A 21,968-nucleotide genomic window follows, 5' to 3' on the forward strand; every position below is an offset into this window, starting at 1 on the left:
CTACCTGAGAATCCTCAATTTCCGCTCAAAGCCCGGTCATCAGGTCATCCCGGCCTCCGGAGGGCGCCTCGAGGACGGGCGGGCGCCCGGCTGGTCAGGTAACCCTTACTTAGGATAGCCTTACCTAAATTTTGCTCGGACCTGAAGGAGTGCGGCGTGCGACTGGTGCTCCGGTTCTACAGCCGGCTGCACGTCGCCGAGTACACCGGCCTGGCGGCCGTCCTGGTGGCCGGCTTCGTGCTGGTGCGCAGCGGGTCCGCGTCCATCGGGACGGCGACGGCGGCCACGCTGTACTTCCACAGCCTGTTCGGCCCGATCAACTCGGCGCTCGTGCTGATCGACGACGCCCAGTCCGCGGGCGCGAGCCTCGCGCGACTGGTCGGCGTGGCGGCCGCGCCTCCCGGGGAACACGACGCCGGGCGTGAAGCCGCGCACGAGAACGGGCGCGCGGGCGATCAGGCGGCCGTGACGGTCTCCGGCCTCGGGCACGCGTACGAACCGGGCCGGCCCGTCCTGCACGACGTGGACCTCGTCCTGCGGACCGGCGAACGCGTGGCTCTGGTCGGGGCGAGCGGCGCGGGCAAGACCACGCTCGCCAAGCTCATCGCGGGGGTGCATCGGCCGGCCACCGGGTCGGTACGGCTGGCGGTCGCCCCATCCGCGGACGACGGGCGCCCGGTCGCCCTGGTCACACAGGAGGTGCACGTCTTAGCGGGCCCCCTCGCCGACGACCTCCGGCTGGCCCGGCCCGGAGCCGCCGACGACGACCTCCGGGAGGCGCTCACCCTCGTGGGCGCGCTCGACTGGGCCGAGGCGCTGCCCGACGGCATCGCGACCGTGGTGGGCGAGGGCGGCCACCGCCTCACCCCGACGCAGGTCCAGCAGGTCGCCCTCGCCCGCCTCGTCCTGGCCGATCCACCGGTCGCGGTGCTCGACGAGGCGACGGCCGAGGCGGGCAGCACGGGGGCACGCGCCCTGGAGTCGGCCGCGGACCGGGCGATCGAGGGCCGCACCGCCCTGGTCGTCGCGCACCGCCTGACCCAGGCCGCGACCGCCGACCGGGTCGTCGTCATGGACGCCGGCCGCATCGTCGAGATCGGCCCCCATGACGAACTGCGGGCCGCCGGCGGAAGTTACGCCGCGCTCTGGGAGGCGTGGTCGGACACCCGCGCACCGCACCCGCCCGGCCCCCCTCACCTGCCCGGCCCTCCTGACACCCCGCACCGCCCTCACCCGCCGAACGACGCCCCCCGGCACACGACGAATCCGAAATCGACATGAAGGGTCTTTTGATGTTCCGCTCCCTGAGAGGCACCCGGCTCGCGGTGGGACTCGCCTCCGCCCTGCTCCTGTTCGGCGCCGCCGCGTGCGGCTCGGGCTCCGGCACCACCGGCTCCGCCTCCGGGCAGCCCTCGGCCTCCACGCCGCAGACCGGCGCCTTCCCGGTGACGATCCAGCACAAGTTCGGGTCCACCACCATCCCGGCCGAACCCCAGCGCATCGTCACCGTGGGCCTGACCGACCAGGACGCCGTGCTGGCCCTCGGCAAGGTGCCGGTCGGGACGACCGAGTGGATCGGCGGCTACAAGGGCGCCATCGGGCCGTGGGCCGCCGGCAAGCTGGGCTCCTCCGCCGTGCCGACCGTGCTGAAGGACACCGGCACCGGCCCCCAGATCGAGAAGATCGCCGCGCTGCGCCCCGACCTGATCCTCGCCCTGTACTCGGGGCTGACGAAGGACCAGTACGAACTGCTCTCGAAGATCGCCCCGGTCGTGGCCCAGCCCGCGCAGTTCTCCGACTACGGCATCCCGTGGCAGCAGCAGACCCAGACCATCGGCACCGCGCTCGGCAAGCAGGCCGAGGCGAACAAGCTCGTCGCGGACGTCGAGGCCCGCTTCAGCGCCGCGAAGCAGGAGCACCCCGGCTTCATGAAGGCCACGGCGGTGATGGCCACGCCGTACGAGGGCATCTTCGTCTACGGCAGCCAGGACGGCCGTTCGCGGGTGCTCACCTCGCTCGGCTTCACGCTGCCCGCCGGTCTGGACGCGGTCGTCGGCGACGAGTTCGGCGCCAACATCAGCAAGGAGCGCACCGACCTGCTCGACACCGGCGCGATCGTGTGGATCGTCTCCGACCCCACGAAGGGCGCGGCCACCCTCCACGCGGACAAGCTGTACGGCGACCTGAACGTGGTCAATCAGGGCCGTGAGGTCTACATCCAGGAAACCGGTGACTACGGCAACGCCATTTCGTTCGTGTCGGTGCTGAGCCTGCCGTACACGCTCGACAGGCTGGTGCCGCAACTCGCGGCGGCCGTGGACGGCGACCCCGCGACACCGGTGGAGCAGGCCGCCTCCTGACACTCCCATGAGCCGGTCTCCCTGAGCCTCGCCTCCGGCGCAGGGAGACCACGAGGGGCCGGGCCGCGATCGCGGCCCGGCCCCTCTGCACGTCTCCCGGACATACCCGACCCGGCGAGCGGGTCAGGAGGCGGCGGACAACAAGGTGAGTGCGGCGTGGCGGGCGTGCTCACCCGCGCCGGCGCCGCCGTGATGCGCGGCGACGACGGTCGCACCCTCGACCAGCATGAGCAGCTGCCGCCCCAGAACCTGGGGGGCGGAGGCTCCGGCGCGCTCGGCGATGCCGGTCAGCAACTCGAGGTATCGGTCGAGATGACGTGCGGTGATGGCGCGTACGGTCTCGACGTGGTGCTGGGCGGCCGCGTTCAGCATCGCGCAGCCGCGGAAGACCGGGTCGTCGTACCACTGCTGGAGGGCGTCGAACACGGCGGCGAGCTGGTCGCGGGGGTCGTCGCCGGCGGCCACGGCGGCCGCGGCCAGCCATTGCACGACGCGCTCGCTGCGCTGCCGGAGCATGGCCTCGACCAGGCCCTCCTTGGTGCCGAAGTGCCGGTAGAGCGTCTCCTTGGACACCCCGATGCGGCTGCACAGCTCAGCGACGCCGACGCCGTCGAGGCCGCGCTCGTACAGCACCGCGGTGGCCGCTTCCAGGATGGCGGCGCGGGTGCGCGCCGGGTCGATCGTCGAGCCTTTGGCGACTGGCATGGGATGGATGGTACCGCTCGGTTCGATCTGATGCTAGCGTCTCGGATCGTACCGATCGGTTCGACCTTGGGGAGTCCTCCATGATCAACCCACTTGCCGCCGCCCTCCGTGTGACCCTCACACGTACGATCTCGAGCTTCCCCGCGCAGGGTTCATGAGGCAGGACCTGTCGCGGGCGCGGTGGCAGGCGCTGCGGTTGGCTCTCGGCACCGCTTCGGCACTGGGACTGGCGCGCTTCGCCTACGGACTTCTTCTGCCGGCCATGCGTGACAACCTTCACTGGACCCTGGCCGACGCCGGCACGATGAGCGCCGCCAACGGGCTCGGCTACCTCCTCGGCGCTCTGGCGACCCCCGTCGTCCGGCGACGGCTGGGCACTGCCGCCACCTTCCGCTCGGGGATGGTCCTCACCGCCATCGCGCTCGCCGCCACCCCCCTCGGTGGTGACCACCTGGCGCTGCTGACCGCACGGGTCGTCGCCGGCGCGGCGGGGGCCCTGGTGTTCGTCACGGGCGGTGTGATCGCGGCGCGCATCGCCACCGGCATCTCCTCCGGCATGCCCATCGCCGTCTACTTCGCCGGCACCGGTCTGGGCATCGTGTTCTGCGGCGTGACCATTCCGGCCCTGGGGGATCGCTGGCAACTCGCCTGGGTCTGCCTCAGCGTCGCCGCCGGCCTGGCGGCACTGGTCAGCTGGTCCGCGGCACGCATCGACGAGGACGCCGAGGAGGACGGCCCCGCGTCGGCCACCCCCGCCGGCCACCGGCCGGTGCGCCCGCTGTCGCGGACGGCCGTGGCCTACCTCCTGTTCGCCGCCGGATACATCACCTACATCACCTTCCTGTCCGCGTACCTCGCAGACCGGTACGCGCCGGTTTCGCAGGTGACGTTCACCTGGACGGCCCTGGGGCTGGCCGTCATGGCGGCACCCTTCCTGTGGAGCCGTCCCATCACCCACTGGCCCGGCAGCAGAGCCCTGGCCGCGCTGCTGGCCATCCTCGCCGGCGGTGCGGCACTCCCCCTCATGTCCCCGGCGGAGCCGGTCATCCTCGCCTCCGCGATCGTGTACGGAGCGACGTTCATGGGCGTCCCCGCCGCCGTCACCGCGCTCATCAAGGCCGCCGTCTCGCCCGCCCGCTGGACCGCCGCACTGGCGGCCTTCACCACGCTGTTCGCCGCCGGCCAGACCGCCGGCCCGTGGCTGGCCGGGCTCCTCGCCGATCGCACCTCGACCGGCGCGACCCTGGCGTGGACCGCGATCCTGTGTGCCGCGGCGGCTCTGATCGCCACGATCGGCAACCGCTCACGCCTCTCCACCGCGCCCTCCACAACCTCCCAGCCAGGCGGCGTCATCGAGACGGACGCCTGAGACGACTGGTTCATCCACGATAAGGAACACGGTTATGGCAACTTTCGTACTGATTCCCGGTATGTGCCACGGCGGCTGGTGTTTCGATGAGCTGACCGAACAGCTCCGCGGCCACGGGCACCGCACCTACCCGCTGACGCTGACCGGGCTCAGCGAACGCGGTCACCTCCTGCACGGCGGAGTGAACCTCGACACGCACCTCCAGGACGTGACCGGCGTCCTGGAGGTCGAGGACCTCCATGACGTGGTCTTGGTCGGCCACAGTTACGGCGGGATGGTGATCACGGGCGTCGCCGACCGCATGCCCGGCCGCGTCGCCGCCCTGGTCTACCTGGACGCCATGGTGCCGGGCGACGGCGACTCGTGCTGGAGCGTGGTCTCCGATCGAGAACGGCAGTGGTACACGGACGTGGTGGAGACCGGGTACGCGGTGCGGCCGCTGCCGTTCTTCGACACCCGGGCCACACCCCACCCGATCGCCTCGCTGCTCCAGCCCCTGCGCCTCACCGGGGATCCGGCGCGGGTCCGGCGCCGGGTCTATGTGTACGCGGCGGGCTGGGACGGCGAGTCCCCCTTCACACCCGTCCATCAGCGGCTGCTCAAGGACCCCGCATGGGCGACGTACGCGCTGGACAGCGGGCACAACCTCATGCGGGACGCACCGCAGGACCTGCTGAAGATCCTTCTCGAGGCAGCGGAACCCCGGCTCGGATCGACGTGAGGTCGGTGTACCGGACGGCGGGCGGTCGTGGCCCGCGTGCAGGATGACGGCCACGGGGGCTCGGCCGACGGCTCGGTGCCCGCGGTCGCGGTGACCGGCACCGACTGCTCGCCCGCGACGGCGAGCAGCCGGTCGTCCGCAGGGCTCCGGACGGCTCGGCTCGGGTCAGCCCCGCTGCTCCTCGGGACACGGTGAGCCGCGACCGCCCGACATACTAAGGTAAGGATTACCTAACTACACAAGACCGTCCCGGGCTACAGTTAAGGCCTGCCTAACCTAAGGATGCTGAGTCGTTGGACAGACCCCGGTGACGCGGGACAGGGGGCTCCGTCCCGTCCTCCTCGCGGCGGTGCTCGCCGCCCTCCTCGTGGTGCTCTGCCTGCTGTCGATAGCGCTCGGCGCGCTGAACATCCCGCTCGACCAGGTCGTCCGCGCGCTGTTCGGCCACCCCGACAGCACGCGCGTGGAGAACGTCATCTGGTCGGTGCGGATCCCCCGCACGGCCCTCGGCCTCGCGGCCGGCGCGGCGCTCGGCCTGTCCGGCGCGCTCATGCAGGCCCTCACCCGCAATCCGCTCGCCGACCCTGGAGTGCTCGGAGTCAGCGCGGGCGCCTCGTTCGCGATCGTCTTGTCGGTGGCGGTCCTGGGGGTCGGGTCGGTGTTGGGTTACATCTGGTTCGCCTTCGCGGGAGCGCTCGTGGCGAGCGTGCTCGTCTACCTGCTCGGCGGCCTGGGCCGTTCGGGGCAGACACCGGTGAAGCTGGCGCTGGCCGGAGTCGCCATCACCTCGTTGCTCACCTCGCTCACCAGCGCGATCGCGTTGACCGATCCCGACGCGCTCAACCGCTACCGGTTCTGGAACGCGGGATCGCTCGCCGACAGGGACGGCGGCGTGGTGCTTCAGGTCCTGCCCTTCCTCGCCGTGGGCGCCGTTCTGGCGTTGTCGAGCGCGCCCGCGCTCAACAGCCTCGCGCTCGGCGACGACGTGGCGGCCTCGCTCGGCCGGCGGCTCGGCCTGGTGCGGTTGCAGGGGGTGGCCGCGGTCACCTTGCTGACGGGAGGCGCGGTGGTGGCCATCGGGCCCGTCGTGTTCGTCGGACTGGTGGTCCCGCATGTCGCGCGGGTCCTCGCCCAGCAGGCCGCCATCGGCCCCGACCATCGGTGGCTCCTACCCCTGTCGGCGGTGCTCGCGCCCTGCCTTGTCCTCACGGCGGACGTCATCGGACGCCTCGTCGTCCGCCCGAGCGAGATCCAGGCGGGGGTCCTGGTCGCGTTCATCGGCGCGCCGTTCTTCATCGCCCTGGTGCGCCGCCGACGGCTCGCGGAGGTGTGAGCGTGACTCCGTCCCCGTCCGTGCTCACCCACTCCTCCCGCCGCACGTTCCGGCTGGCCGTACCGCCCGTCTCCGGTGTGCTGCGGCCCCGGCTCGTCGCGGTCTGCGTGACCCTCGCCGTCGGCGCCTTCCTGGTCTTCTGCTGGGGCGTCGCGATAGGCGACTACCCGGTCGGCCTGGCCGACGTGATGAAGGCGCTCGCCGGCTCGGGGGATCCCGGGACGCTGCTGGTCGTCAGGGAGTTGCGCTTGCCGCGCGCGATGGTCGGCCTGCTGGCGGGCGTCGCGTTCGCCCTGTCCGGCGCGCTGTTCCAGACCATGACCCGCAATCCGCTGGCCAGCCCGGACATGATCGGCATCATCGAGGGCGCGGGGACCGCGGTGGTGGCCGGCATCGTCCTCGGCTGGGACGGCGGTCTCGGCACCCAGGCGCTGGGCCTGCTCGGAGCCCTCGCCACCGCCCTGCTGGTCTACCTGCTGGCCTGGCGCCGCGGGACCACCGGCTACCGGATCATCCTGGTCGGCATCGGGGTCGCGTGGATGTGCACGAGCGCGACCGACTTCCTCATGGCGCGCGGCGGGCGGTTCCAGGCGCAGGCCGCGCTGGGCTGGCTCGTGGGCAACCTCAACGGCCGCGACTGGGCCCAGGTGGGCCCGCTGGCCGTCGCCATGGCCGCCCTGGTGCCGGCCGCGCTGCTGCTCGGCCGCTGGATGCGGACGCTCCAACTCGGCAACGACCTGGCCACGGGCCTCGGGACGCCGGTGCAACCGGTCCGGCTCGCGCTGCTGCTCGTCGGCGTCGGGCTGATCGCCTTCGCCACCGCCGCGGCGGGCCCGGTCGCGTTCGTCGCATTGGCGGCGCCGCAGATCGCGCAGCGCCTGGCCGGCACGGCGTGGCCGCCGCTGGTGGCGTCCGGGCTGACCGGGGCGCTCGTCGTCCTGTCCGCCGACCTCATCGCGCGGACACTCATCCCCGGCACGGAACTGCCGGTCGGAATCGTCACCGGCGTCCTCGGCGCGCCGGTCCTGCTCTGGCTGCTCATCCGCGCGAACCGCGCGGGCTCAGGAGGCTGAACGGATGTCGACCACAAGCCCGGACCTGCGGGCGAGCGGGCTGCGTCTGGCGTACGACGACCGGCTGATCGTCGACGACCTCGATCTGGCGGTCCCGCCCGGCCGGGTGACCGCCATCGTCGGCGCCAACGCCTGCGGCAAGTCGACGCTGCTGCGGGCACTGGCCCGGCTGCTCACGCCCCGCGGCGGCGCCGTACGGCTCGACGGGCGGGCTCTGCAGTCCGTGCCGACGAGGGAGCTGGCCCAGCGCCTCGGCATCCTGCCGCAGTCTCCTGTGGCCCCGGAGGGGTTGACCGTCATCGACCTCGTCAGCCGCGGCCGGTCCCCCCACCAGACGTGGTGGCGGCAGTGGTCGGAGGCCGACGAGCGCGCCGTCGCCGGAGCACTGGCCGCCACGGGACTGACCGGGCTCGCCGACCGCCTGGTCGACGAACTGTCCGGCGGCCAGCGTCAGCGCGCCTGGATCGCGATGGCCGTGGCTCAGGGCACCGAGGTGCTGTTGCTGGACGAGCCGACCACCTACCTGGACCTGGCCCACCAGATCGACGTCCTGGACCTCGTCGCCGACCTCAACCGGCGCGAGAACCGCACGGTCGTGATGGTCCTGCACGACCTCAACCAGGCCTGTCGTTACGCCGATCACGTCGTCGCCATGAAGTCGGGCCGGATCGTGGCGGAGGGCGCGCCCGCCGACGTCATCACCGCCCAGTCGGTCGAGGAGGTCTTCGACCTACGCTGTCAGGTGATGACGGATCCGGTCAGCGGCACGCCCCTGGTCATCCCGATGGGCCGCCACCACGACGGCGCGGCCCAGGAGACGGCGGACGGCGGCGCGGAGGTCAGGGCCGGGCGGTGAGATAGCCGCCGGCGTGACGGCGGGCATCTACCTCCAGGGTGGAACCGAGCACAGCCACGGCCTCACCTCGACCCTGCCGTCCACCACGGCCGTCCGGGCGGGCGAGATCCGCGACTCCCTGCTCACCCGCCGTACGCCCCGCGCGTCGTGACCGCCACGCGCGGGGCCACCCCGGTTCCTACTGGACCTGCGTGCCGAAGGTGCACAGGGAGACGACGGTGTTGACGTCCTTGGTGACCCTGGCCTCGATGTCGGACGGAGGCGCGGTCTTCTTGTCGAGCGCCTGAACGAGGTCGTCGTAGTCCCCCGCCAGCGTGGTCATCGCCTTGCGCACATTGTCATCCTTGGCCTTGTCCCCGGCCGTGTTGAGCTTCGTGACGATGGTCGTCAGCTCCTTCTTGAGCGTGGCGGGATCCGACGAGAGCTTGAGGGCGTCCTCGAGGATCACCGACTTCCCGGCCGTGCAGCCCGGGTCGAGAACGGTCGCGACGTTGTCGCCCACGGCCCTGACCACGACGATGGTCAGCCCGGTCCAGCCCGCCGTGACGACCAGCGAGATGATGATGCCGGCGATCGCCAGGCCCCTGCCCTTCCCGCCGCGCTTCGGCGCCACGACCAGGCCGATGATGCTCAGGATGAACCCGATCGGGGAGACCAGGAACGCCAGGACGAATCCGGCGACGGCGAGCCCGTTCGAGGTCTTCACCGGCTCGGTGCCGTATCCGTACGGACCACCGGCCGGAGGCTGGCCGGGGTAACCGGGCTGACCGGGGAAACCGGCGGGGGGCTGCGGGGGGGTACTCATAGTTTCATCCATTCGAGAAATTCATTGATTCGCGGCATCCGGGCGACCGGTACGGATCGAGGAGCCGCGACCACGCTCCCGCGAGCGCGAAGGCGCTCCAGGCGGCGGTGAGGGAAGACCAGCACAGACGTGGTCGAGCATCCGTCCGGCGGTCAGGTCATTCGAGCCTCTCTCACGTTCTCGCATCTGTCGGCGTGTACCGCCGACACGATTCCGAGGAGTCGGGTCGAATACGGCCGGAGCGCGACTTTACTGACACCTTCCTCGCCGAGCAAGGCTCATATGGGTAACGCATTCGCCCGGGTGAAAATGTGGTGAAAAGTTGTCGAACCAGGGCCTGGCACGCTCCAACATCCCGTATCGAACTGCGCCATGTCCACCCGATTCGACATCACTCGCGCCGATCACAGGGTCGTGGGCGCACAACCACGAATACGACGATCTATCACCGAGGCGTCCAGATCCCCGTAAGCCGACCACGATCCCTGCAATATAGTTAGTTGACATTAGGTAACTAGTTGCGGAGTCCGAAGGGGCTGGCCGATGGCGGCTGACGGAACACTCGAGTCCACCTCGAAGCGCAGATGGGGCGGTGCGCCGAAGATCGATTCCGATCATCCGCACTACAAATGGGTGGCATTGTCCAACACGACACTGGGCACGCTGATCGCCACGATCAACAGCTCGATCGTGCTGATCTCGCTTCCGGCGATCTTCAACGGGATACGGCTCGACCCCTTGGAACCCGGCAACGTCAGCTACCTGCTCTGGATGCTGATGGGATACATGCTGGTCAGCGCCGTCCTCGTGGTCAGCTTGGGCCGGCTCGGCGACATCTTCGGCCGGATCAAGATCTACAACGCCGGTTTCCTGCTGTTCACGCTGACCTCGATCGCGCTGTCGCTGGATCCGTACCACGGGGGCGCGGGCGCACTCTGGCTGATCGGCTGGCGCGTCGCACAGGCGATCGGCGGCTCGATGCTGATGGCGAACTCGGCGGCGATCATCACCGACGCGTTCCCCACCCGGCAGCGCGGCATGGCGCTCGGTGTGAACATCGTGGCCGGCATCGCGGGCTCGTTCATCGGCCTCGTGCTGGGCGGCCTGCTCGCCGAGTGGAACTGGCACTCGATCTTCTGGATCAACGTGCCGATCGGCATCGTGGGGACCATCTGGGCCTACCGCTCGCTGCACGACACCGGCGTGCGCAGGCCCGCGAAGATCGACTGGTGGGGCAACGTCACCTTCGCCGTCGGGCTCACCGCGCTTCTCGCCGGGATCACGTACGGCATCCAGCCGTACGGAGGGAGCACGATGGGCTGGACGAACCCCTGGGTGCTCGCGGGCCTGATCGGCGGCGTCGTCCTGCTCGCGCTCTTCTGCTACATCGAGACCCGGGTCACCGACGCCATGTTCCCGCTCAAGCTGTTCCGGAACGCGGTCTTCGCCGGCGGCAACGCCGCGACCCTGCTGGGATCGATCGGACGCGGCGGCCTTCAGTTCATGCTGATCATCTGGTTGCAGGGGATCTGGCTGCCCCTGCACGGCTACAACTACGAGGACACTCCCCTGTGGGCCGGCATCTATCTACTGCCGCTCACGGTCGGGTTCCTGGCCGCCGGGCCGCTCGCGGGTTACCTGTCCGACAGGTTCGGCGCCCGCCTGTTCGCGGCGAGCGGGCTCGTGCTCATGGCGGTGTCGTTCCTCGGGCTGCTGGCGCTGCCGACGGACTTCGACTACTGGGCCTTCGCGGCGCTGATCTTCCTCAACGGCCTCAGCGGCGGCCTGTACGCCGCACCCAACACGTCCCTGATCATGTCGGCCGTGCCCGCGGAAGCCCGCGGCGCGGCGTCCGGGATGCGGGCCACCTTCCAGAACGCCGGCATGGTGTTGTCGATCGGCGTCTTCTTCTCGCTGATGGTGGCCGGCCTCGCGAGCTCGCTGCCGCACACGCTCAGCACGGGTCTCACCGCGCAGGGAGTCCCCGCCGCGTCGGCGAACGCGATCGCCGCGCTGCCCCCGGTGGGCACTCTGTTCGCCGCCTTCCTCGGCTACAACCCCATCCAGCAACTCCTCGGCCCGCAGACGCTGGGCCAGTTGCCGGCGGCCAACGCGCACACCCTCACCGGCAGGGAGTTCTTCCCCAACCTGATCTCCGGCCCGTTCCACGACGGACTGGTGGTGGTGTTCTGGCTCGCGATCGTCATCTCGCTCATCGCGGCGGCGGCCTCCCTCATCCGCGGGCGCGACGGTGCGGAGTCCCAGCCCGATGGCGTTGGCGGCCAGAGTCCCGCGCGCGTGGGATGAGAGCACGCGGGCTGACGGGCCGTCACGGTCCCACCCGTACGGCGGGCGCATTAGATGTCCCGATCTGTGCGGGTATGGACCGGGCGGCCCAGCCCGTACGGTAGGACCGTACGGAGTCGGCAGAGGACCGGAGGAACGATGGGTGACCCGACCGGGCAGCACACCCGGCAGGCCACAGGCGGGGATCTCGACCCGGAGGAGGTGGGCAGGCTCCGGCTGGTGATCGCCCGGCTGCACCGCCAGATGGCGCAGGCCTCCGGCAGCCAGGACCTCACCTTCGCCCAACTGTCGGCCCTCGCGCGGATCGAGCAGCGCGGCCCGATCCGCCTGGGCGAACTGGCCACGCGGGAGGGCGTCTCCGCGCCGTCCATGACCCGGACCATCACTCCCCTGTCGGCGGCCGGGCTCATCGGCAAGGCCTCCGACCCCGAGGACGGCCGGTCGTTCCTGGTGGACATCACGGCGACCGGCAGGAAGACCCTCGCGCGCATCCGCAGAGAGCGGTCGGCGCTGCTCGCCCGGCGCATCGACCGGCTGGACCGGGAACAGCGTGAGGCGCTGGCGGCGGCGATCCCGATCCTGGAGATCCTCGTGGACGAGTCGGCCGAACGATCCTGACGGATTCCCCGGGCCGTCCTCCTCCACCCGTCGGCTGATCTGCGCTCGAGACTCCCCGGCCTCCGGCCGGTCGATCTATGCTCGAGCGCATGAACTCAGGCGAACGTGGCGGATCGCACGAGGACCGCTGCTCGCTCCTCAGCGCCGAGATCGACCGGTTGGTGGACGTCGTGCGGGGCGGCGATCCCGCGGCCGAGGTCCCCACCTGCCCCGGGTGGACCCTGACGCGGCTGCTGAAGCACGTCGGCATCGTTCACCGCTGGGTGCGCCATCTCGTCGCCGAGCGGGTCACCGAGCCCCTGTGGTCTCGCGACCTCCCGGTCACCATGCCCGGCGACCCCGGGGCGTACCCGGACTGGCTGGCGGAGGGAGGCGCCGAACTGGTCACCGCGTTGCGGGACGCCGATCCCGGCACCGCGGTGTGGTCGTGGAGCGCACGGCCCGATGTGGGTTTCTGGAGTCGGCGGATGTTGCACGAGACCACGGTCCACCGCGCCGACGCCGAACTCGCCCTCGGGCGCGAGCCTCACATCGAGGCCCGCACGGCGGTCGACGGCGTCGACGAGTTCCTCGCCAACATCAAGGTGGCCCCGTGGATGACCGAGTCCCTGCGGGAACTGGGCGGGGCCGGGGAGACCCTCCACATCCACGCCACCGACACCCCCGGTCGCGACCCGCACGCCACCCCCGGCGAGGGCGTCCCCGCCGCCCACCCGCACGACCGTGACTCCGGCGAGTGGACGATCACGCTGAGCCCCGGCACGTTCACGTGGACGCACGGCCACGGCAAGGGCGACGTCGCCGTGCGCGGGCCGATGAGTGATCTCCTGCTCCTGCTGTACGGCCGCCGCGAGCCGTCCGACGGGCGCTTCGAGGTGTTCGGCGACCGCGACCTGCTCGCCCGCTGGCTGGCGAAGACCTCCCTCTGAGATCAGCCGATCTTCTCCGGCGGCCCCGCGATCATCCGGCATTGATGGTCGCCGTATTCGAGGCATTCCGCGCAGGACAGCCGGCCGTCCAGATGACCGTCGCAGACGCGTCGTTCACGAGTGTGGTAGCAGTCGCACGAGAAGACGGCGGACCAGGTCGCGATCGCGTCACAGGTGCCTCCATACGGATGATTGATCACTTCACACCGAGGCGTCCTCGGCCGGGCGTGTTCCGGAGTGTCGGACATCGGAACTGGGCTCCCTCGCTCGGACTATGGCGAGCATCGTGCGTGCCGGCCCGATCCGTCCTGGTCATCGCGGATTCCCCTGGCGTCCCAGCCTTGCCCGCGTGGGCGGGGCGGTCGACGCCATCAATGAACCATTCATCCTCACTTAATGCCATATAAGCGGTATGCGTGCTTTGTGTACCGATGGATGGACTGTGGGTATAGGTGCCGAGAGGAATGTCCGGGGCAGGCCCCGCCTCTCATCCCGGCGGGACGGCGAGGAGGCACCGTGAACGAGCGACCGGGCCAGGTCCTGGTGCTGTACGGCATCACCGGGGACCTCGCCAGGAAACTGGTCCTCCCCGCGCTGTACAGGCTCACCCTCCACAAGAAACTCGATCTGCCGATCGTCGGCGTCGCCCACGGCCACCTGGATCACGATCAGCTCCGGCGGCACGTGCACGACAGCGTCGCCGCCGCATGCGAGCAGGTCGACGAGGCGGCCGTGGAGGCTCTCCTCTCCCGGATCGAACTGGTCTCCGGCGAACTCGCCGACCACGCCACCTACGAAGGCGTCGGCCGGGCCATAGGTGACCGGGGATTCGCCGTCCACTACCTGGCCGTGCCGCCCTCCCTGTTCGCGCAGATAGCCGAGGGACTGGACGCGGCGGGTCTCACCGCCGACGCGCGACTGGTGGTGGAGAAGCCGTTCGGGGACGACCTCGAGTCCGCGGAGCGCCTCAACGAGGAGCTCCATCGGCACTTCCCCGAGGATCGGTTGTTGCGGGTCGACCACTTCCTCGGCAAGGACGCCGTCGAGAACCTCCTGATGTTCCGCTTCGCCAACAGCATCCTCGAGCCGGTCTGGAACCGCGCCCACGTCGCCTCCGTCCAGATCACGATGGCCGAGTCGTTCGACGTCGCCGACCGGGGCAGGTTCTACGACGCGGTCGGGACCGTCAGGGACGTCGTGCAGAACCACCTCCTGCAGGTGCTGGCCTACCTGGCGATGGATCCGCCGTCCGACGACAGTGCCGAGGCCGAGCGCGACGAGAAGCGGCGGCTGCTGTGCGCGGTGCGGGCGATCGACCCGGGCGAGACGGTGCGCGGGCAGTACGCCGGCTACCCGAACACTCCGGGCGTCGCCGCGGGGTCGACGACGGAGACGTACGTGGCGACGCGGCTCTGGATCGACAACTGGCGCTGGGCCGACGTCCCCTTCCTCATCAGGGCCGGCAAGGCGCTCGCGGTCACCACCACCGAGATCGCCGTCGAGTTCCGCAGGCCGCCGCGCGTCCTGTTCCTGTCCCGCGACTGCGAACGTCCCGCGCCCAACATCGTGCGGTTCCGGCTCCAGCCCGGCCCGGGGGTGACGTTCCGCCTGCTCGCCAAGGATCCGAACACCCCCGTGGGCACCCGCGAGGTGAACGTCTCGGTCGACTTCGCGAGCCAGCTGGGCTACACCGAGAGCGCCTACGAGCGGATCTTCACCGGCGCGCTCTCCGGAGATCCGCGACTCTTCGCCCGCGAGGACACCGTCGAGGAGGCCTGGCGCATCGTCGATCCCATCCTGGACGCCAAGGCGCCGCCGGAGCCGTACGAACGCGGCAGCTGGGGGCCCGCCGCGGCGGACCGGCTCGCCCCAGGCGGCCGCTGGCTTCCGACCGAGGTGCACCCATGACCGACCTAGACACGCTGTCGATCAACACCATCCGCGGCCTGTGCGTCGATGCCGTGCAGAAGGCGAACTCCGGGCACCCCGGGACTCCGCTCGACATCGCGCCCGTGGCGTACACGTTGTGGCAGCGCTTCCTGAGGTTCGACCCGGCCAACCCGATCTGGCCGAACCGCGACCGTTTCGTGCTCTCGGAGGGCCACGCCTCGGCGCTGCTGTGGTCCCTGTTCCACCTGAGCGGCGTTCGCGCCGTCGATCCCGACTACGAGATCCTCGGCCGTCCGGCCGTCACACTCGAGGACCTGGAGACGTTCCGCCAGCTCGGGTCGCACGCGCCGGGGCATCCCGAATACCGCCTGACCAGCGGCGTCGAGGCGACCACCGGCCCGCTCGGTCAGGGCGTGGCGACGTCGGTCGGCATGGCGATCGCCGGCAGGTGGCTGGCCGCGCGCTACAACCGGAAAGGGTTCCCGCTGTTCGACTTCGACGTGTACGCGCTGGCGGGCGACGGCTGCATGATGGAGGGCGTCTCGTCGGAGGCCGCCTCACTCGCGGGCCATCTGGGCCTGGCGAAGCTGTGCTGGATCTACGACTCCAACCGGGTGACGATCGAGGGCCGCACCGGGATCACCTTCACCGAGGACGTCGCCGCCCGCTTCATCGCGTACGGCTGGAACGTCACGACGGTGTCGGACGCGAACGACCTCAACCAGGTGAGCCGTGCCCTGCACGCGTTCAGGGCCGAGCACGAGCGGCCCACCCTCGTGGTGGTGCACAGCCACATCGGCTACGGCTCCCCCGTCGAGGACACCCCGAAGGCTCACGGGGAACCGCTCGGGCCCGACGGCGTCAGGGCGGCGAAACGCTTCTTCGGCCTGCCGGAGGACGCCGACTTCCACGTCCCGCCGGAGGTCTACGAGTGCTTCGCCCGGGGCGTCGGCGAACGCGGGGCCAAGGCCAGGACCGCCTGGGAGACGACCCTCACGGCGTACCGGGGCGCGCATCCCGACCTCGCCGACGAACTCGACCGGATCCAGCGCAGGGAGCTTCCCGACGGATGGGCGGAGGCCCTGCCGGTCTTCCCGGCCGACCCCAAGGGGATGGCCACCCGCGACTCCTCCGGCCACGTGCTCAACGCGCTCGCGCAGGCGATCCCGTGGCTGCTCGGCGGCTCCGCCGACCTTTCGCCCTCGACGAAGACCCACCTGTCCTTCGAGGGCGCCGGTGACTTCCAACCGGGCGAGCCGGGCGGGCGCAACCTCCATTTCGGTGTGCGGGAACACGCGTCCGCCGCCGCCGCGAACGGCATGGCCCTCACCAAGCTCCGCCCGTTCTGGTCGGGCTTCCTGATCTTCTCCGACTACGCGCGGGGGGCCATCCGGTTGTCGGCGCTCATGGAGATCCCGGTTCTGCACATCTTCACGCACGACTCGATCGGCGTCGGCGAGGACGGGCCCACACACCAGCCGGTCGAGCAACTCGCCTCGCTGCGCGCGATGCCCGGTCTGCTGGTCTTCCGGCCGGCCGACGCGAACGAGGTGGTGGAGACCTGGCGGATCGTGGCCGGGCTGCGGCGCGAGCCCGCGGCGCTGGTCCTGTCCCGGCAGGCGCTGCCCACGCTCGACCGGTCCCGGTACGGCGCGGCCTCCGGGGTGGCGAAGGGCGCCTACATACTGGCGGAGGCGCCCTCGGGCGACCCGGACGTCATCATCCTCGCCACGGGCTCCGAGGTGTCGATCGCCCTCGCCGCCCGCGACGACCTGGCCGAGGAGGGAATCGGCGCCCGCGTGGTGAGCATGCCGTGCTGGGAGCTGTTCGACCGCCAGCCCAGGGCGTACCGCGACGAGGTCCTGCCGCCGGCGGTGAAGGCCAGGGTGGCGGTCGAACAGGCCTCGACCCTCGGCTGGGACCGCTACGTCGGCGACGGGGGTGTCGTCGTCGGCATGCACACCTTCGGCGCCTCCGCGCCCCTCAAGCAGTTGCTCACGAAGTTCGGCTTCACTCCGGAACGTGTGGCGGGGATCGCCCGCGACCTCGTGACGGGGGCGCGCGCGTCCGATGCGGATCCCGGGTGAGCAGCGGACCGAACGCATGGGGAAGGATGCAATCACTGAGAACTTTCGCAGCGACCGCCCGCCCGGCGGCCACCTCGCCAGCGACCGGAGGAATTACCGATGTCCACCACCCCGCTCCGTGACCGCGCCTCCTGGAAGGCGCTCGAGCGGCATCACGCCGAGATCAGCGGTCGCCACCTGCGTGAGCTGTTCGCCGAGGACCCCGGGCGGGGCGAGCGCATGTCCGCGGAGGCGGCCGGGCTGTACCTCGACTACTCGAAGAACCGCGTCACCGACGAGACGATGGGCCTGCTGGCAGATCTCGCGCGGGAGTCGGAGCTGGAGCGGCGCAGGGACATGATGTTCCGCGGCGAGAAGATAAACACCTCCGAGGGAAGGTCGGTGCTCCACGTCGCGCTGCGAATGCCGAAGGGCGCCTCGCTCGTCGTCGACGGCACCGACGTCGCCGCCGAGGTCCACGACGTCCTCGACCGGATGGCCGACTTCGCCCGCCACGTCCGGTCGGGCCAGTGGAAGGGCCACACGGGCAAGCCCATCAAGAACATCGTCAACATCGGCATCGGCGGCTCCGACCTCGGGCCCGTCATGGCCTACGAGGCTCTGCGCCACTACACCAAGCGCGACCTGACGTTCCGTTTCGTCTCCAACGTCGACTCGACCGACTTCGCCGAGGCGACCCACGACCTGTTCGCGGACGAGACGTTGTTCATCGTCTCGTCCAAGACGTTCGGCACACTGGAGACGCTCACCAACGCCCACTCCGCGCGTGACTGGGTCGTCGGCCAGCTGGGCACCGACGAAGCGGTCGCGCGGCACTTCGTCGCGGTCTCCACGAACGCCGAACGCGTCGCGGAGTTCGGCATCGACACCGCCAACATGTTCGGCTTCTGGGACTGGGTCGGCGGCCGGTACTCGATGGACTCGGCCATCGGCCTGTCGACGATGCTCGCCATCGGGCCCGAGCACTTCGCCGAGATGCTGGCGGGCTTCCACGAGATGGACGAGCACTTCCGCACGGCGCCGCTCGCGGAGAACCTGCCGGTGATCATGGGGTTGCTCTCCGTGTGGTACGTGAACTTCTTCGGCGTGCAGAGCATCGGCGTCATGCCGTACGAGCAGTATCTGAAGCGGTTCCCCGCCTACCTCCAGCAGCTCACCATGGAGTCGAACGGCAAGCACGTGACCCTGGACGGCCGGGCGGTCGACTACGACACCGGCCCCGTCTACTGGGGCGAGCCGGGCACGAACGGCCAGCACAGCTTCTACCAGCTCATCCACCAGGGCACACGGCTGATTCCCGTCGACCTGATCGGTTTCGGGAAGAGCCTCAACCCGCTGCGCGACCACCACGACCTGCTGATGGCCAACGTCTTCGCGCAGGCGCAGGCCCTCGCCTTCGGCAAGACGGAGGAGGAGGTCAGGGCCGAGGGCACCCCGGACCACGTCGTGCCGCACCGGGTCATGGAGGGCAACCGGCCGACCAACGTGCTGCTCGCCGAACGGCTCACCCCCCACCTGCTCGGGGCACTGGTGGCGCTCTACGAGCACATCGTCTTCGTCCAGGGGACGATCTGGAGCGTCGACTCCTTCGACCAGTGGGGTGTGGAGCTCGGCAAGGTGCTCGCCGGCCAGATCGCCCCGGAACTGCTGAGCGACGAGGAGCCCGAACTCGCCCACGACTCGTCCACCAACACCCTCATCCGACGGTACCGGGGGCTCAAGTAGGCCCCACCTGAGCCCGGCGAAGCACGGGCGCGACGCTCGGACTTCCCCGGGCAGGACGCTCAGGCTTCGCCGAGCAGGAACGCCCGGGCTTCGCCTGGGCGGGACGGGAGGAGCAATGGCGACGGACAGGCCCATGCAGCTCGGCATGATCGGCCTCGGCCGGATGGGGGCCAACCTCGTCCGCCGGCTCATGCGGGACGGCCATCGCTGTGTCGTCTACGACGTCGACGAGAGCGCCGTGCGCGGACTCGAAGGCGAGGGCGCGACCGGCGCCACCTCCCTCCAGGACTTCGTGGCCAAGCTGGACAGGCCGCGGGCGATCTGGCTCATGCTGCCCGCGGCCGTCGTGGAGCCGATGCTCGGCAAGCTCACCGATCTGCTCGACGAGGACGACGTCGTGATCGACGGCGGCAACTCCTACTACCGGGACGACATGACCCGGGCCAAACGGCTCGCCGCGAAGCGGATCCACTACGTCGACTGCGGCACGTCAGGCGGGGTCTGGGGCCTCGATCGCGGGTACTGCCTCATGATCGGCGGCCAGGCCGCGGCCGTCCAGCGGCTCGATCCGATCTTCCGTACGATCGCGCCCGGCGCCGGCGGCGTGGAACCCACGCCGAGCAGGGCCAAGGGGGACGGGACCGCCGCGGAGGGCTACCTCCACTGCGGCCCCAGCGGCGCGGGGCACTTCGTGAAGATGATCCACAACGGCGTCGAGTACGGCATGATGGGCGCGATCGCCGAGGGCCTGTCCATCATCCGCCACGCCAACGTGGGCAAGGAGGGCCGCGAGATCGACGCCGAGACGGCGCCGCTCCGCGACCCCGAGGCGTACCAGTACGACATCGACGTCGCCGAGGTCGCGGAGGTCTGGCGCCGCGGCTCCGTCGTCTCGTCGTGGCTCGTCGACCTGCTGGCGGACGCGCTCGCACGCTCGCCTCAACTCGACGGCTTCGAGGGGCGCGTCTCCGACTCCGGCGAGGGCCGCTGGACGGTGGACGCGGCGATCGACGAGGGCGTCCCCGCCCCGGTCATCACGGCGGCCCTCATCGAGCGCTTCGAATCGCGCGGGCTCGGGCGGTTCACCGACGTGGCCCTGTCCGCGATGCGCAGCGAGTTCGGCGGCCACGCCGAAAAACGCGCCCGCCCCACCCCTCCGGCGTGATCATGCACACCTTCGGCCGCGGTATTCCTGACCTGCCGCTTTCATGTTCGTGATCATGCACACTTTCGGTTGCGTCGCCCTTGACCTGGCCAAACTCCATCCGTGATCATGCACACTTTCCGGAACGGCGTGGCCGACCTGCTCCAATAGCGCCCGTGATCATGCACTGGTCGCGGATGCGGTGTGGCAGGGGGATGAGATCCGGGCGATCCCGGAGAAATGTCGGAGCACTCTGGTACATGTAAAGCCATGGGTGTGACCGTCGACGAGTTCCTGAAGATGCTGGGCGATCTCCCTGAGGTCAAGCTGAGCGACAGCGACAGCTGGATCGCGCTGAAGGTGCGCGGCAAGGGCTTCGGCTACCTGTGGGAGCGGACCGAGACCGTGGGCCTCAAGGCGACGATCGAGGAGCAGATCGCGTTGGTGGCCGAGCGCCCCGACGTGTTCGAGGTCCAGTTCACCACGGGCAGGTTCGGCTGGGTCGTCGTGCATCTGGCGAAGATCGATCGGGAGGAGCTGTTCGAGCTCGTCACCGAGGCATGGTGCCTGACCGCCCCCAAGCAACTCGTCACCGCCCACGAGTCCCGCCACTGACCCCCCCTGGCGTGATCATGCACAGATTCGGCAGAGGCACCCCTGGTCGGCCCCGACCTTGTTCGTGATCATGCACGCATTCGGGAAAACCACCCCTGACCAGCCCCGACATCGGGCGTGATCATGCACTGGTTCCGTTGCATTGCCTCCGACCAGCCACGACGCCAACCGTGATCATGCATGGATTCGTGACCGAGACGGCGAACTCCACGGTCGATGATCACATGACACGTACGTGCATGATCACCAAGCCATCCGGCCCAGGTCAGAGCCGCTTTCCTCGAATCTGTGCATGATCACGAACGACAAATCCCCAAATCAAGGTGGCTTGCATCGAAAGTGTGCATGATCACGGCCCAAGTTGGGGCTGGTCCGGCGTGCACGTCGTCACGAACGAGTCCTTCGCCGGCGCGCCCGTCGAGGCCGATCCGGACACGATGAGAGCGATGCTCGACAGATCCCTGCAGGCGACCAGGTTCGAGATCGAGTTCGGCAGGTGACGCCTCCCGGCTCTGCGTCACACCCTGGTCACGGTCACGCCGGCCTCGGTGAGACGAGCCGCCGCGTCATCGGACAGTCCGTCATCGGTGATCAAGCTGTCGATCGCGTCGATCGCGCAGATCCGCGCGAACGCCCGGCGGCCGACCTTGGACGCGTCGGCGACGACCACGACGCGGCCGGCCCGCTCGATGAGCTGGCTGTTGACGCTCGCCTCCCCCTCGTGATGCGCGGTCGCCCCCGCGTCGACGTCGATCGCGTCGACCCCGAGGAAGGCGATGTCGATCGCCACCTGTTCCAGCACTCCCGACGCCAGCGGGCCGATCAGCTCGTATGACTGCGGCCGGGCCACCCCGCCGGTGACCACGATCTTCACGTGCTGGCGGACGGTCAGCTCCGCCGCGATGTTCAGCGCGTTGGTGACGATCGTGAAGCCGACCTCCGGATCCGCCACCGTGGCCAGTGCCCGCGCCACCTCTGACGTGGTCGTGCCACCGTTCATCCCGACCACGGCGCCCGGTTCCACCAGGGCCGCGGCCGCCTTGGCGATGCGCTGCTTCTCCCCCGCGTGCCTGGCCGTCTTGTACCGCAGGGGGAGGTCGTAGCTCACGCTCTGGGTGACCGCGCCGCCCCGCGTCCGCATCAGCAGCTGCTGGCCCGCCAGTTCGTCGAAATCACGCCGGATCGTCGCGGTGGAGACCTCCAGCGACTGCGCGGCCTGTTCGACCGACAACCGGCCCTCCTCCGCGAGGAGTTCGAGGATGGCGTTCCACCGCTCGTACCTGCTCACCGTGCCTCACCCTGCCTACTCACGCTGCCCCGCCTCCTGGCGCACTCGCCGCGCACCAGCCTGGCACACACACCGGATGCCACCCCCAGCTCTGCACAAAGCTGTTCAATAATGCTATGAAATATGCAGAAACGAACCCTATC

At 70.1% G+C, this 21,968-nt stretch carries 21 protein-coding genes and 1 pseudogene; 18 read left to right on the forward strand and 4 right to left on the reverse strand.

The window, feature by feature from the left end:
* Window positions 1-153: 153 nt before the first annotated feature.
* Both Psi02_RS15970 and Psi02_RS15975 read left to right on the forward strand, forming a co-directional pair.
* Window positions 154-1,173, forward strand: a pseudogene (locus tag Psi02_RS15970) (ABC transporter ATP-binding protein); the annotation flags it as partial.
* A gap of 119 nt (window positions 1,174-1,292) precedes the next feature.
* Complete coding sequence (locus tag Psi02_RS15975; protein ID WP_203974866.1) at window positions 1,293-2,360, forward strand: ABC transporter substrate-binding protein; 1,068 nt, start codon at window positions 1,293-1,295, stop codon at window positions 2,358-2,360.
* Window positions 2,361-2,483: 123 nt separating this feature from the next.
* Here Psi02_RS15975 and Psi02_RS15980 read toward each other — a convergent pair whose 3' ends face one another.
* Window positions 2,484-3,065, reverse strand: a complete 582-nt coding sequence (locus Psi02_RS15980) for a TetR/AcrR family transcriptional regulator (RefSeq protein ID WP_203974867.1) — start codon at window positions 3,063-3,065, stop codon at window positions 2,484-2,486.
* 154 nt (window positions 3,066-3,219) lie between these two features.
* Between Psi02_RS15980 and Psi02_RS15985 the strand changes: the two genes are divergently transcribed.
* The 7 genes from Psi02_RS15985 (at window position 3,220) to Psi02_RS16015 (ending at window position 8,568) form a co-directional block, all read left to right on the forward strand.
* The gene (locus Psi02_RS15985; RefSeq protein WP_203974868.1) at window positions 3,220-4,434 is read left to right on the forward strand and encodes a YbfB/YjiJ family MFS transporter; all 1,215 of its coding nucleotides are present in this window, start codon (window positions 3,220-3,222) and stop codon (window positions 4,432-4,434) included.
* 34 nt (window positions 4,435-4,468) lie between these two features.
* Window positions 4,469-5,155 (forward strand): alpha/beta fold hydrolase, encoded by a 687-nt coding sequence (locus Psi02_RS15990; protein ID WP_203974869.1) that lies wholly within the window; start codon window positions 4,469-4,471, stop codon window positions 5,153-5,155.
* Window positions 5,156-5,182: 27 nt separating this feature from the next.
* The gene (locus Psi02_RS15995; protein ID WP_203974871.1) at window positions 5,183-5,350 is read left to right on the forward strand and encodes a hypothetical protein; all 168 of its coding nucleotides are present in this window, start codon (window positions 5,183-5,185) and stop codon (window positions 5,348-5,350) included.
* Window positions 5,351-5,462: 112 nt separating this feature from the next.
* Window positions 5,463-6,488, forward strand: a complete 1,026-nt coding sequence (locus Psi02_RS16000; protein WP_203974873.1) for a FecCD family ABC transporter permease — start codon at window positions 5,463-5,465, stop codon at window positions 6,486-6,488.
* Between the two features lie 2 nt (window positions 6,489-6,490).
* A complete protein-coding gene (locus Psi02_RS16005; RefSeq protein WP_239094929.1) occupies window positions 6,491-7,561 on the forward strand; it encodes a FecCD family ABC transporter permease in 1,071 nt (356 codons plus the stop codon).
* A 4-nt stretch (window positions 7,562-7,565) separates the two neighbouring features.
* A complete protein-coding gene (locus Psi02_RS16010) occupies window positions 7,566-8,417 on the forward strand; it encodes an ABC transporter ATP-binding protein (RefSeq protein ID WP_203974877.1) in 852 nt (283 codons plus the stop codon).
* A gap of 13 nt (window positions 8,418-8,430) precedes the next feature.
* Window positions 8,431-8,568 carry a hypothetical protein gene (locus Psi02_RS16015; protein ID WP_425564362.1) on the forward strand — a complete coding sequence of 46 codons (138 nt, stop codon included), beginning with the start codon at window positions 8,431-8,433 and terminating at the stop codon, window positions 8,566-8,568.
* A gap of 27 nt (window positions 8,569-8,595) precedes the next feature.
* Here Psi02_RS16015 and Psi02_RS16020 read toward each other — a convergent pair whose 3' ends face one another.
* Complete coding sequence (locus tag Psi02_RS16020; protein ID WP_203974879.1) at window positions 8,596-9,222, reverse strand: DUF4190 domain-containing protein; 627 nt, start codon at window positions 9,220-9,222, stop codon at window positions 8,596-8,598.
* A 543-nt stretch (window positions 9,223-9,765) separates the two neighbouring features.
* Here Psi02_RS16020 and Psi02_RS16025 point away from each other — a divergent pair.
* The 3 genes from Psi02_RS16025 (at window position 9,766) to Psi02_RS16035 (ending at window position 13,076) form a co-directional block, all read left to right on the forward strand.
* Window positions 9,766-11,529, forward strand: a complete 1,764-nt coding sequence (locus tag Psi02_RS16025) for an MFS transporter (RefSeq protein ID WP_203974881.1) — start codon at window positions 9,766-9,768, stop codon at window positions 11,527-11,529.
* A gap of 138 nt (window positions 11,530-11,667) precedes the next feature.
* Window positions 11,668-12,147: a MarR family winged helix-turn-helix transcriptional regulator gene (locus tag Psi02_RS16030; RefSeq protein ID WP_203974883.1), complete on the forward strand. Its 480-nt coding sequence runs from the start codon at window positions 11,668-11,670 to the stop codon at window positions 12,145-12,147.
* A gap of 89 nt (window positions 12,148-12,236) precedes the next feature.
* On the forward strand, window positions 12,237-13,076 hold the full coding sequence (locus Psi02_RS16035; protein ID WP_203974885.1) for a maleylpyruvate isomerase family mycothiol-dependent enzyme: 840 nt from the start codon (window positions 12,237-12,239) through the stop codon (window positions 13,074-13,076).
* A 2-nt stretch (window positions 13,077-13,078) separates the two neighbouring features.
* Here the strand turns inward: Psi02_RS16035 and Psi02_RS16040 are convergent, their stop codons facing one another.
* The gene (locus tag Psi02_RS16040; RefSeq protein WP_203974887.1) at window positions 13,079-13,276 is read right to left on the reverse strand and encodes a hypothetical protein; all 198 of its coding nucleotides are present in this window, start codon (window positions 13,274-13,276) and stop codon (window positions 13,079-13,081) included.
* Window positions 13,277-13,592: 316 nt separating this feature from the next.
* On the opposite strand from Psi02_RS16040, the gene zwf reads away from it, so the two are divergent.
* The 6 genes from zwf to Psi02_RS16070 all read left to right on the forward strand — a co-directional run bounded on the left by zwf (window position 13,593) and on the right by Psi02_RS16070 (window position 21,037).
* Window positions 13,593-14,984 carry a glucose-6-phosphate dehydrogenase gene (zwf, locus tag Psi02_RS16045; RefSeq protein WP_203974889.1) on the forward strand — a complete coding sequence of 464 codons (1,392 nt, stop codon included), beginning with the start codon at window positions 13,593-13,595 and terminating at the stop codon, window positions 14,982-14,984.
* Window positions 14,981-17,053 (forward strand): transketolase, encoded by a 2,073-nt coding sequence (tkt, locus tag Psi02_RS16050; RefSeq protein WP_203974891.1) that lies wholly within the window; start codon window positions 14,981-14,983, stop codon window positions 17,051-17,053. Before zwf ends, tkt begins: the two co-directional genes overlap by 4 nt.
* 99 nt (window positions 17,054-17,152) lie before the next feature.
* Complete coding sequence (gene pgi / locus Psi02_RS16055; protein WP_203974892.1) at window positions 17,153-18,778, forward strand: glucose-6-phosphate isomerase; 1,626 nt, start codon at window positions 17,153-17,155, stop codon at window positions 18,776-18,778.
* Window positions 18,779-18,893: 115 nt separating this feature from the next.
* Window positions 18,894-19,943 (forward strand): phosphogluconate dehydrogenase (NAD(+)-dependent, decarboxylating), encoded by a 1,050-nt coding sequence (gene gnd / locus Psi02_RS16060; RefSeq protein ID WP_239094930.1) that lies wholly within the window; start codon window positions 18,894-18,896, stop codon window positions 19,941-19,943.
* A 249-nt stretch (window positions 19,944-20,192) separates the two neighbouring features.
* A complete protein-coding gene (locus Psi02_RS16065; RefSeq protein ID WP_203974893.1) occupies window positions 20,193-20,537 on the forward strand; it encodes an MmcQ/YjbR family DNA-binding protein in 345 nt (114 codons plus the stop codon).
* A gap of 341 nt (window positions 20,538-20,878) precedes the next feature.
* Entirely contained in the window at window positions 20,879-21,037 is a 159-nt protein-coding gene (locus tag Psi02_RS16070) for a hypothetical protein (protein WP_203974894.1), read from the forward strand.
* A gap of 17 nt (window positions 21,038-21,054) precedes the next feature.
* Here the strand turns inward: Psi02_RS16070 and Psi02_RS16075 are convergent, their stop codons facing one another.
* Complete coding sequence (locus Psi02_RS16075) at window positions 21,055-21,825, reverse strand: DeoR/GlpR family DNA-binding transcription regulator (protein WP_203974895.1); 771 nt, start codon at window positions 21,823-21,825, stop codon at window positions 21,055-21,057.
* Window positions 21,826-21,968: the final 143 nt, after the last annotated feature.

The organism is Planotetraspora silvatica (genome assembly GCF_016863315.1).
GTDB classification, from domain to species: Bacteria; Actinomycetota; Actinomycetes; order Streptosporangiales; family Streptosporangiaceae; genus Planotetraspora; species Planotetraspora silvatica.

What these genes read in the sequence shown, in the direction of transcription:
- Psi02_RS15975 (WP_203974866.1), top strand. Translation starts at nt 1,293, where the DNA reads ATGTTCCGCTCCCTGAGAGGCACCCGGCTCGCGGTGGGACTCGCCTCC.
- Psi02_RS15980 (WP_203974867.1), bottom strand. Translation starts at nt 3,065, where the DNA reads ATGCCAGTCGCCAAAGGCTCGACGATCGACCCGGCGCGCACCCGCGCC.
- Psi02_RS15985 (WP_203974868.1), top strand. Translation starts at nt 3,220, where the DNA reads ATGAGGCAGGACCTGTCGCGGGCGCGGTGGCAGGCGCTGCGGTTGGCT.
- Psi02_RS15990 (WP_203974869.1), top strand. Translation starts at nt 4,469, where the DNA reads ATGGCAACTTTCGTACTGATTCCCGGTATGTGCCACGGCGGCTGGTGT.
- Psi02_RS16010 (WP_203974877.1), top strand. Translation starts at nt 7,566, where the DNA reads ATGTCGACCACAAGCCCGGACCTGCGGGCGAGCGGGCTGCGTCTGGCG.
- Psi02_RS16020 (WP_203974879.1), bottom strand. Translation starts at nt 9,222, where the DNA reads ATGAGTACCCCCCCGCAGCCCCCCGCCGGTTTCCCCGGTCAGCCCGGT.
- Psi02_RS16025 (WP_203974881.1), top strand. Translation starts at nt 9,766, where the DNA reads ATGGCGGCTGACGGAACACTCGAGTCCACCTCGAAGCGCAGATGGGGC.
- Psi02_RS16030 (WP_203974883.1), top strand. Translation starts at nt 11,668, where the DNA reads ATGGGTGACCCGACCGGGCAGCACACCCGGCAGGCCACAGGCGGGGAT.
- Psi02_RS16035 (WP_203974885.1), top strand. Translation starts at nt 12,237, where the DNA reads ATGAACTCAGGCGAACGTGGCGGATCGCACGAGGACCGCTGCTCGCTC.
- tkt (WP_203974891.1), top strand. Translation starts at nt 14,981, where the DNA reads ATGACCGACCTAGACACGCTGTCGATCAACACCATCCGCGGCCTGTGC.
- pgi (WP_203974892.1), top strand. Translation starts at nt 17,153, where the DNA reads ATGTCCACCACCCCGCTCCGTGACCGCGCCTCCTGGAAGGCGCTCGAG.
- gnd (WP_239094930.1), top strand. Translation starts at nt 18,894, where the DNA reads ATGGCGACGGACAGGCCCATGCAGCTCGGCATGATCGGCCTCGGCCGG.
- Psi02_RS16065 (WP_203974893.1), top strand. Translation starts at nt 20,193, where the DNA reads ATGGGTGTGACCGTCGACGAGTTCCTGAAGATGCTGGGCGATCTCCCT.